Annotated in this window: 6 protein-coding genes; 5 read left to right on the plus strand and 1 reads right to left on the minus strand. The window is 72.9% G+C overall.

Features of this window, described 5'->3' with window-relative positions; genetic code table 11:
* The 4 genes from STRIP9103_RS50295 to STRIP9103_RS35765 form a co-directional block, all read left to right on the plus strand.
* Window positions 1-5,350 (plus strand): thioester reductase domain-containing protein (locus STRIP9103_RS50295; RefSeq protein WP_048821587.1); only part of this gene is annotated, 5,350 nt, incomplete at its 5' end.
* A gap of 55 nt (window positions 5,351-5,405) precedes the next feature.
* On the plus strand, window positions 5,406-6,752 hold the full coding sequence (locus STRIP9103_RS35755) for an FAD-dependent oxidoreductase (protein ID WP_009330406.1): 1,347 nt from the start codon (window positions 5,406-5,408) through the stop codon (window positions 6,750-6,752).
* Window positions 6,753-6,822: 70 nt separating this feature from the next.
* Window positions 6,823-7,659, plus strand: coding sequence for an NAD(P)H-binding protein (locus STRIP9103_RS35760; RefSeq protein WP_009330407.1), 837 nt, complete (start codon window positions 6,823-6,825; stop codon window positions 7,657-7,659).
* Window positions 7,660-7,833: 174 nt separating this feature from the next.
* Entirely contained in the window at window positions 7,834-8,250 is a 417-nt protein-coding gene (locus STRIP9103_RS35765; RefSeq protein WP_048821590.1) for a YybH family protein, read from the plus strand.
* Between the two features lie 45 nt (window positions 8,251-8,295).
* On the opposite strand, the gene STRIP9103_RS35770 is transcribed toward STRIP9103_RS35765, so the two are convergent.
* Complete coding sequence (locus STRIP9103_RS35770; RefSeq protein WP_009330410.1) at window positions 8,296-9,318, minus strand: helix-turn-helix domain-containing protein; 1,023 nt, start codon at window positions 9,316-9,318, stop codon at window positions 8,296-8,298.
* Window positions 9,319-9,469: 151 nt separating this feature from the next.
* Here STRIP9103_RS35770 and STRIP9103_RS35775 point away from each other — a divergent pair, with 151 nt between their 5' ends.
* On the plus strand, window positions 9,470-10,363 hold the full coding sequence (locus STRIP9103_RS35775) for an NAD(P)-dependent oxidoreductase (protein WP_009330409.1): 894 nt from the start codon (window positions 9,470-9,472) through the stop codon (window positions 10,361-10,363).
* Window positions 10,364-10,399: the final 36 nt, after the last annotated feature.

The raw sequence follows: 10,399 nt of genomic DNA on the forward strand, positions 1-10,399 counted from the left end.
GCTCCCCGCCGTCCCCTGGCCCCTGTCCGCCAGAACCGCCGGTGCACTCCGGGCGCAGGCCGAGCGGCTGGTCGGGTTCGTCGAGCGGCGCCCGGAGCTGTCGGCCGAGGACGTGGGCCACGCGCTGGCGACCACCCGGGCCGGGCTCGAACACCGGGCCGTGGTGGTGGGCGCCGACCGCGAGGAACTGCTGGCCGCCCTGCGCGCGTTCACCCCGGCCGAGTCGGACCCGGCGCTGCCGCGCGGCGCGACGAGCACGGGCAGGCTGGGCTTCCTGTTCACCGGCCAGGGCAGCCAGCGCGCCGCCATGGGCCTCGAACTGCGCGCCGCCTTCCCGGTGTTCGCGTCGGCGTTCGACGAGGTGTGCGCCCAGGTGGACCGTCATCTGGACCGCCCGCTGCGCGAGGTGATCGCATCGGGCGACGGGCTGGACGAGACGGGGTACGCGCAGCCGGCGCTGTTCGCCGTCGAGGTGGCGCTGTTCCGTCTGTTCGAGTCATGGGGCGTACGGCCCGACCTCCTCGCCGGACACTCCGTCGGCGAGCTGTCCGCCGCGCATGTGGCGGGCGTCCTGACGCTCGCGGACGCGGCGGCCGTGGTCACCGCCCGGGGCCGGCTGATGCAGGCGCTGCCGAGGGGCGGGGCGATGGTGGCGCTCCAGGCCACGGCCGACGAGGTCGAGCCGCTGCTCGCCCACGCCGAGGGCCGGGTGGGCATCGCCGCGCTCAACGGCCCGTCCGCCACGGTGGTGTCGGGCGACGAGGACGCGGTCGGCGAGATCACGTCCGCGGTCCGCTCCTGGGGCCGCGCGACCAAGCGGCTGGTGGTCAGCCACGCGTTCCACTCCCCGCGCATGGACCCGATGCTGGAGGAGTTCGGCCGGGTCGTACGGGGCGTGACGCTGAGCGCGCCCGAGATCCCGCTGGTGTCCACGGTCACCGGCCGGATCGCCACCGAGGCGGAACTGTGCTCGCCGGAGTACTGGATCGAGCAGGTACGACAGCCCGTCCGGTTCGTCGACGCGGTCCGCACCCTCGCCGCGCGCCAGGTGACCACCACATTGGAGCTGGGCCCGGCCGGGGTGCTCACGGCGATGGTCGACGACTGTGTGTCCGGCCTCGGCACGGTGACCCCCGTGGCGGCCGTACGGTCCGGGTCGCCCGAGCCCGTGGCCGTGGTGTCGGCCCTGGGACGGCTGTGGAGCGCCGGGGTGGCCGTCGACTGGCCGGCGTTCTTCGCCCCGGCCGGGGCCCGGCGGCGGGCGGACCTGCCGACGTACGCGTTCCAGCGGAAGCGGTACTGGCTGGAGCCCGGCCCCGCCACGGCGTCGGGGCGCTCCGGTGGCGCGGCCGACCACCCGTTGCTGGACTCGGCCGTCGAGATCGCCGGCCGCGACGAGATGGTCCTCACCGCCCGGCTCTCGGCCCGCTCGGCCCCGTGGCTCGCGGACCACACCGTGCACGGCGAGCCGATGCTCCCCGTGTCCGCCCTGCTGGACATGGTGGTCCGGGCGGCCGACGAGGTCGGCTGCACGGTCGTGGACGAGCTGCGGGTGAGCCGCCCGATCGTGCTCCCCGAACGCTCCCTCCTCCGGCTCCAGCTCACCGTCGGCCCCCCGGACGACAAGGGCACCCGCGCGTTCACCGTGCACACCGGCGCCGACGAGGACCACCCGACATGGACCACCTGCGCGTCGGGCACGCTGACCCCCGGCGGCCGGGAGACCCCGTTCGAGCTGGGGCCATGGCCACCGACGGGGGCGGAGACGCTGTATCCGGCCCCCGAGGAGCAGGCGGCGCCCCGGTCACCCCGCAGGACGGCATACGAGGACCCGGCAGCAAGCCCGCCCCGGGGAACCACGTACGAAGACCCGGCAGCGACCCGATCGCCCCACGGAACGGCACACAAGAACCCAGCGGCAAGCCCGCCCCGTGGAGCCGCACACGAGGACCCGGCGGCAGCCGGTTCTTCTCCCGGGCCCGTCCGCCCGGAGCCGGTGGCGGGCGGTCGGGTTGCCGGACCCGCGGGGAAGGCGCTCTCGGCGGTCTGGCGGCGCGGCGGTGAGCTGTTCGCCGAGGTCGCCCTGGACGAGGACGCCGACACCGATGGGTACGGGCTGCATCCGGCGCTGCTGGAGGCCGCCCTGCACGGCACCGCGCTGATCGCGGGCGTGGGGCGGCCGGGGGTCTTCGTGGAGTTGCGCGGGGTCCGGCTGCACACGGTCGGCGCCTCGGCGGTCCGGGTGCGGATGACTCCCGGCGCCGACGGCGGCTGGGCGGTACGGCTCGCCGACCCGTCGGGGCGGCCGGTCGCGTCGATCGCCGCCGCCGTCGCCCGCCCCGTCGACGAGGGCGCCGTCGCCACGGCCCGGTCGCGTCCGCAGGACTCCCTGTTCCGGGTCGCCTGGAACCCGGTCGTTCCGGCGGCCTGGGAGCACGCCGCGCTGGCCGTACTGGACACCGGCGGCGGCGACCTCGGTTTCGGCGACGTCCGGCGGTTCACCGACATCGACGCGGCCCTGGACTCACCGGTCGCGTTCGACGCGCTGCTCGCCCCGTTCCTGTTCGCGCCGGGCGGTGACGTGGCGGCCCGGGCTCAGGACGCCACGCGGCGGGCGCTGGCCCTCGTCAAGTCGTGGCCGTCGGACGACCGGTCCGCCGAGACCCCGCTGGTCGTGGTGACCCGGGGCGCGGTGTCCACCGGCAGGGGCACCGACCTGCGGGCCGGTGTGACCGATCTGGTCGCCGCGCCGGTCTGGGGGCTGCTGCGCTCGGCCCAGTCGGAGATGCCCGGCCGGATCGTCCTGGTCGACCTGGACGACGACCCGGCGTCGGCCGAGGCCCTGCCCTCGATCGTCGCCTCCGGTGAACCCCAGGCCGCGGTGCGCGGCGGCACGGTGTTCGTACCGCGCGTGGCCCGGCTGTCCCCGACGACCGACGAACCGACGCCCGGACTCTCCTCCCCGACGACCGACGAGACGGCGCCCGGACTCTCCTCCCCGACAACCGAGGAGACGGCGCCCGGACTGTCCTCCCCGAGTCCTTGGCGCCCCGGCGGCACGGTCCTGGTCACCGGCGGCACCGGCGCGCTCGGGGCCCGCTTCGCCCGTCATCTCGTCCGGGAGCACGGCGTGTCCCACCTGCTGCTCGTCAGCCGCAGCGGGCCGGCGGCCCCCGGCGCGGCCGAACTCGCCGACGAGCTGGCCGAGCTGGGCGCCAAGGTGATGATCACCGCCTGTGACCTGGCCGACCGGGACGCACTCGGCGCCCTGCTGGCGACCGTCCCGGCGGAGCACCCGCTCACCGGGGTCGTGCACACGGCCGGTGTGAACGACGACGGACTGGTCCCGGATCTGACCCCCGACCGGCTGGCGGCCGTACTGCGGCCCAAGGTGGACGCGGCGTGGCATCTGCACGAGCTGACGCTCGGTCATGATCTGTCGGCGTTCGTGCTGTTCTCGTCCGTCGCGGGTCTCGTGGGCGGTCCCGGCCAGGCCAACTACGCCGCCGCCAACACCTTCCTCGACGCCCTCGCCGAGCATCGCGCCGCCCGCGGTCTGCCCGCGACCTCGCTGGCGTGGGGTCTGTGGGACGCGGCGGGCGGCATGGGCGGCGCCCTGAGCGAGGCCGACCGCAAGCGGATCGCCCGCACCGGTCTGCTGCCGGTGACCGAGGAGGACGGCCCCGGCCTCCTGGACGCCGCGCTGCGTCTGGACCGGCCGACGCTCGTGGCCACCCCCATCGACGTGTCCGCCCTGCGCGCCCGCCCGGACCAGGTCCCGCTCGTGTTCGGCGCCCTGGCACGGGCGACGGCCCGCCCGTCCGCCCACGACGGCGCCGTACCGACGCGGTCGCTGGCACAGCGGCTGGAGGGGCTGTCGGAGGAGCGGCGGCAGGAGGCCGTGTTCGAGTTCGTACGCGGTGAGGTCGCCCTCGTGCTCGGTCACCGCGACACGGCCGCCGTCGGCGCGGACCGGCTCTTCTCCGAGCTCGGCTTCGACTCGCTCGTCTCGGTCGAGCTGCGCAACCGGCTCAGTTCGGCGACGGGCCTGCGGCTGTCGGCCTCGGTGGTGTTCGAGCACCCCACGCCGGCCGCGCTGACGAAGCATCTGTGCGCCGAACTGCTCACCACGGCACCCGAGGAGAAGACGGCGGCCCCGGCCCCCACCACCGTGGACTTCGCCGCCGAGGTGTGTCTCGACGACGACATACGGCCCGCCGACGAGCTGATCCGGGTCGCCGTCGACCCCCGCGAGATCCTGCTGACCGGCGCCACCGGATTCCTCGGGGCGTTCCTGCTGCGCGATCTGATGCGCTCGACCACGGCCCGTGTGCACTGCCTCGTACGCGGCGCCGACCAGGCGGACGCGGAGCGGCGGCTGCGCGCGAACCTGGAGTGGTACGAGGTCCTGGACGAGGTCGACCTGGACCGGGTCTCGGTCGTCGTCGGGGACCTCGCCGCACCCCGACTGGGGCTGGGCGAGGACGAGTTCGACGATCTGGCCCGCTTCGTCGACGTCGTGTACCACGCCGGTGCGACGGTGAGCTGGCTGCGGCCGTACACCGAGCTGCGGCAGTCCAACGTGGCCGGGACGCGGGAGGTGCTGCGGCTGGCCGCCCGGCACCGCACCGTGCCGGTGCACCATGTCTCGACGAGCGGTGTCTTTCCCGCGCCGGAGGCCGGTGCCGAGGACGTACCGGCCAAGGTGACCGACCCGACGGGTCCCGCCGAGGCGCTGTGGAACGGCTATCTGCAGAGCAAGTGGGTCGCCGAGCAGGTCATCGGCATCGCCCGGGACCGTGGGCTGCCGGTCTCCGTGTACCGGGTGGACGTGGTCTGCGGCGACCAGCGGGCCGGTGCCTGCCAGACCCGGGACTTCGTCTGGCTGAGCCTCAAGGGCCTCATCCAGACGGGCGCGGTGCCCGACCGGCTCGCCGGGGCCTTCCACATGGTGCCGGTGGACTACGTCAGCGGGACGATCACCACCCTCGCGGCGAAGGAGGAGGCCGCGGGCGGCACGTTCCACCTCTTCAACGAGCAGCGCCAGGCCTTCGCCGACTTCGTCGCACATCTGCGGTCGTACGGCTACGAGCTGCCCGAACTGGACTGGGACACCTGGCGGGAGCGGGTGCGCGCCGACCGCGACAACGCGCTGATCCCGCTGCTCGACGCCTTCGAGGCCCTGATGGCGGGCGACGGCAGGGCCACCTACCCGCCGCTGGACGTGTCGGACACGGAACGCGCGCTGGCCGGCACCGGCATCGAGTGCCCGGAGATCGGCCCCGAACTGTTCGAGAAGTACGCGGGGTTCTTCGTGCGCGCCGGCTACTTCCCGAAGCCGGACGCGTGAGCCCTCGGCCCAACCGCACAGCTTTCGAATTCCACACCTTGGAGGAGCGACAACCGTGGGGACAGCTGATCGAAACCGCGCGATCGTCATGGGCGCGAGCATGGCCGGGCTGCTGGCGGCGCGCGTGCTCGCGGACGCGTACGACGAAGTGGTCGTCGTGGACCGGGACGAGCTCACCGACGACGACCGGCCCAGGAAGGGCGTGCCGCAGGGCAACCACGTCCACGCCCTGCTGGCCCGTGGCCGGCACATCATCGAGGAGCTGCTGCCCGGCGTCACCGACGAGCTGATCTCCACCGGGGCCGTGACCGGTGACGTCACCGGCAATGTGCGCTGGGTCATGGAGGGGCGGCGGATGCCGCAGCCCCACTCGGACATGCTGCTGCTGTCGATGAGCCGACCGCATCTGGAGCAGCGGGTCCGGGCCCGGGTGCGGGCGCTGCCGAACGTACGGTTCCGGCAGCGGAACGACATCACCGGTCTGCTGACGTCGGGCGACGACAAGACGGTCGTCGGGGTGTCGGTGGTCGAGGACGGTCTGTCGTACGAGCTGGCCGCCGACCTGGTGGTGGACGCGTCGGGGCGCCGCTCCCGGACGCCCGCGTGGCTGACGGAGCTGGGCTACCCGGAGGTCGAGGAGGACCGGCTCAGGATCTCCGTGGGCTATACGACGCAGTACTACCGGCTGCCGCCCGAGCTGATGGCCGACGACATCTCCATCGACGTGGTGGCCTCCCCGGAGACCGGGCGCGGCGCGATCTGCGCCACCATCGAGGGCGGTCGCACGGTGGTGACGGCCTACGGCTTCCTCGGTGACTATCCGCCGGCCGACTCCGAGGGGTTCCTCGCGTTCCTGAAGTCGCTGTCGGGGCCTGACATCCACGACACGGTCCGGGACCACGAGCCGCTGGGCGAACCGGTGGCGTACCGCTTCCCGGCGAATCTGCGCCGCCGCTACGAGCTGATGCCGTCGTTCCCGGCCGGGCTGCTCGTCCTCGGCGACGCGGTGTGCAGCTTCAACCCGGTCTACGGGCAGGGCATGACCGTCGCCGCCCTCGGTGCCACCGTCCTGCGCGACCATGTGGCCCGCCCGGGCGCGCCGTGTGCCGACGAGTACTTCGCCGACCTCGCCGAGCGGGCCGTGGACGCCGTCTGGTCGATGACGACCGGCGCCGACCTCGCCTTCCCGGGAGTCGAGGGCGAGCGCACCGAGGAGTGGCGGGAGGAGCAGGCGTACGTCGGCCGGCTCCTGGAGGCGGCCACGCGCGACCACTCCCTCCTGACCGCCTACGCGCGCGTCGTCTTCCTGGTCGACCCGCCGGAGGCGCTCGCCACCCCCGAGATCCAGGCGGCCGTACACGCGGCCTCGCAGGAGGCGTCGCTGCTCACCGAGCCCCGCTGAACGCCGGGCCCGACCGACCCTTCCGCTTCGTTTCCACCGACCCTTTCGCTTCGTTTCTATGGCAGGTGACATGAACGACACACCCGTTCTGGTACTCGGCGGCACGGGCAAGACCGGCCGCCGGGTGGCCCGGCAGCTGACCGAGCGCGGACGTACGGCCAGAGTGGCCGCCCGCTCGGGCCCGCAGCGCTTCGACTGGTGGGACAAGGAGACCTGGGCGGACGCCGTGGAGGGCGTCGAGGCGGTCTATGTGGTGGACGAGCAGGGGGCCCGGGCGGCCGAACTGCTCGCGGACTTCACCTCGTTCGCCACGCGGCGGGGCGTCCGGCGCCTGGTGTACCTGTCCGCGCGCACGCTGGAGCAGTGGGCGCACGACGAGGAGAGGTTCACCGCCGAGCGCGTGGTGCGGGAGTCGGGGGTGGGCTGGACGATCCTGCGGCCGACGTGGTTCGCGCAGAACTTCAGCGAGGACCGGCTGCTGTTCCCGGACGTGGCCGCCGGCGAGGTGGTGCTGCCGGACGGGCAGGGGGTCGAACCGTTCGTGGACGCCGAGGACATCGCGGCCGTCGCGGTGGCCGCGCTCACCGAGGACGGCCACGAGGGCGAGCTCTACGGGCTCTCGGGGCCGCGGCTGATGACGTTCGTCGAGTGCGTCGAGCTGATCGCCGAGGCGTCGGGGCGGAAGGTCCGCCCGGTCGTGGTGAGCCGGGAGGAGTACGCCGGGCATCTTGTCCGGCGGGGCTACGCACGGGATTTCGCGGATTTCATGAACGAGATCTTCGACACCATTCGTGACGGCGCGACCGCCTATCTCTCCGACGGTGTGCGCCGTGCCCTCGGACGGGCGCCCCGGGATTTCGCCGAATACGTCGCCGAGACCGACTGGGACGCGGTCTCGGCGCGGTAATCGGCCGCTCTTCACCGCTGGTCAGGGGCGGTTACCGGGGTGTGGCCCGGTCGTTCCGGGCGGCCAGTAGCGTTCAACGGGGCGAAATGCGCGGCGCGATGCCCAATCCGCCCGATGTCCATCTGTCAGACACTCGTCCAACTCCCCCGTGGGGAATGAATGGAGCGGCTCATCATGGCCAGCGGAAAGCACGACAAGTATTTGTCGAGCGACATCGAGACGCATCAGGAGCTGTTCGGCGAGGCGTTCAACTCCGGTGACGCGGACGCCGTCAACTCGATGTACACCGAGGACGCCGTCGGCGTGTGGGACCCGGGCAAGCCCCTGACGGGGCAGGCCCGGCGGGACCGTGTCAAGGAGTTCATGTCGTACGGCCCGACCGTCGACGCGAAGGTGCTGCAGACCCTTGTGACCGGTGACACGGCGATGCTGATCGTCGAGTGGTCGATGGAGACCAAGGACGCCGACGGCAGGCCCGAGCATCTGGAGGGCGTCGCCGTGGACGTCCTCCAGCGCGGCGAGGACGGCAACTGGCGTTACGTCATCGACAACCCGTACGGCGTCAGCGGGCCCCGCACCGCCGACGCGTAGCACCGGGCCGCGCGGGGTCGACCGGGCCCCGCGCGGCCTGCCGGTTCAGACACCCCCGTTCGCCAGGGCCTTGCGGCGGCGGGCCGGGACCGCTCCGAAGGACTGGCGGTAGTCCGTGGGGGTGACTCCGACGTGCAGGGTGAAGTGGCGGCGGAGGTTGGCGGCCGTACCCAGGCCGCTGAACTCGCTGACCCGCTCGATCGGCAGGTCGGTCGTCTCCAGCAGGGTCTGCGCATGCGAGAGCCGCTGGTTGAGCAGCCACTTGAGCGGGGTCATCCCGGTGGCCGCCTGGAGCCGCCGGAAGAACGTCCGGGTGCTCATCCCGGCCCGCTTGGCCAGGCCGTCGACGGTGAGCGGCTGGTCGAGGTGGCGGGCGGCCCAGTCCATGACGGGGCCGAGGCTGTCGTCGTCGGTGACCGGGACGGAGAGGTCCACGAACTGGGCCTGGCCGCCGGGCCGATGCCCGGAGACCACCAGACGGCGCGCCAACTGGTTGGCCACATGGGCACCGAGGTCGCGGCGCACGAGGTGCAGACACAGGTCGAGACCGGCCGTCATGCCGGCGCTGGTGAGGACCCGGCCCTCGTCCACGTACAGGACCGAGTCGTCGACCTCCACCTCGGGGTAACGCTTGGCCAGGTCGGCCGTGTTCAGCCAGTGCGCGGCGGCCCGGCGGCCGTCGAGGAGCCCCGCCTGAGCGAGTGCGAACGCTCCGGTGCACAGGGAGACCATGCGGGCGCCTGCGTCGTAGGCGCGGCGCAGCGCGTCGACGAACTCGTCCGGGAGCGGCTCCCCCCGGGAGACGACGGCGTCCGGCACCGAGGGGACGATCACGGTGTCGGCGGTGACGAGGTCCTCGACGCCGTGCTCGGTGCGGACGGAGAAACCCCGCGCCGCCGTACGGGAGGTGGAGCCGGAGACGGAACAGACCCGCAGGTCGTACCAGGGGTCGGCGAGATCCGGCTGGGGATCGCCGAACACCGCGAAGGCGATGGCCGTCTCGTAGACCTCGCAGACCTGCATGTCCGTGTCGTTGACCAGAGCGATGGCGACAGACCCAGGATTCATGCCCTCAAGGCTACGGCAGGAATTTTGCGAATGTCGGCACTTCTGCCACTGTCCGCCGCCGTCCCGGCGGTGCGAGGGTGCTGGCAGTGGGTTGACCACCGCCGAGATGCAAACCATGCAAACAACAGCGTGAACGGAACGGGAGTACGCAATGTCGAACACCAAGGCAGCCCAAGCACCGGTGTCGGTCATCGGCCTGGGCCTGATGGGCCAGGCATTAGCCGCTGCTTTCCTCAAGGCGGGGCACCCCACCACCGTGTGGAACCGCACGGCCGCCAAGGCCGACCAGCTCGTCGGCGAGGGCGCCGCCCTCGCCGGTTCGACCGCGGACGCGATCGCGGCGAGCCCGCTGGTCGTCGTCTGCGTCACGGACTACACCGCCGTGCGTGAGCTGCTCGACCCGCTGGCCGGCGCGCTCAAGGGCAAGGTCCTGGTGAACCTGACGACGGGCACCTCGACGCAGGCCCGGGAGACCGCCGAGTGGGCGGCGGACAAGGAGATCACCTACCTCGACGGCGCCATCATGGCGATCCCGCCGGACATCGCCACCGACGCCGCCGTGCTGCTGTACAGCGGCCCGAAGGCGGCCTTCGACGAGCACGAGGCGACGCTGCGCGCGCTGGGCGCCGCGGGCACCACGTACCTGGACACCGACCACGGTCTGTCGGCGCTCTACGACATGTCGCTGCTGGGCATCATGTGGGGCATCCTGAACGGCTTCCTGCACGGCGCCGCCCTGCTGGGCACCGCCGAGGTGAAGGCCACCACCTTCGCCCCGCTGGCCAACACGATGATCAACGTGGTCACCGAGTACGTGACGGCGTACGCGCCGCAGATCGACGAGGGCAAGTACCCGGCCGGCGACGCCACCATGACGGTCCACCAGGACGCGCTGGAGCACCTCGCCGAGGAGAGCGAGACGCTGGGCATCAACGCCGAGATGCCCCGCTTCTTCAAGGCCCTCGTGGACCGCTCGGTGGCCGCCGGCCACGCCGAGAGCGGCTACGCGGCGCTGATCGAGCAGTTCCGCAAGCCCGCCGTCTGACATTCCGGTACCGCTCCGCTGTCCGACGACCTCCGG

The organism is Streptomyces ipomoeae 91-03 (genome assembly GCF_000317595.1).
Taxonomy (GTDB): domain Bacteria; phylum Actinomycetota; class Actinomycetes; order Streptomycetales; family Streptomycetaceae; genus Streptomyces; species Streptomyces ipomoeae.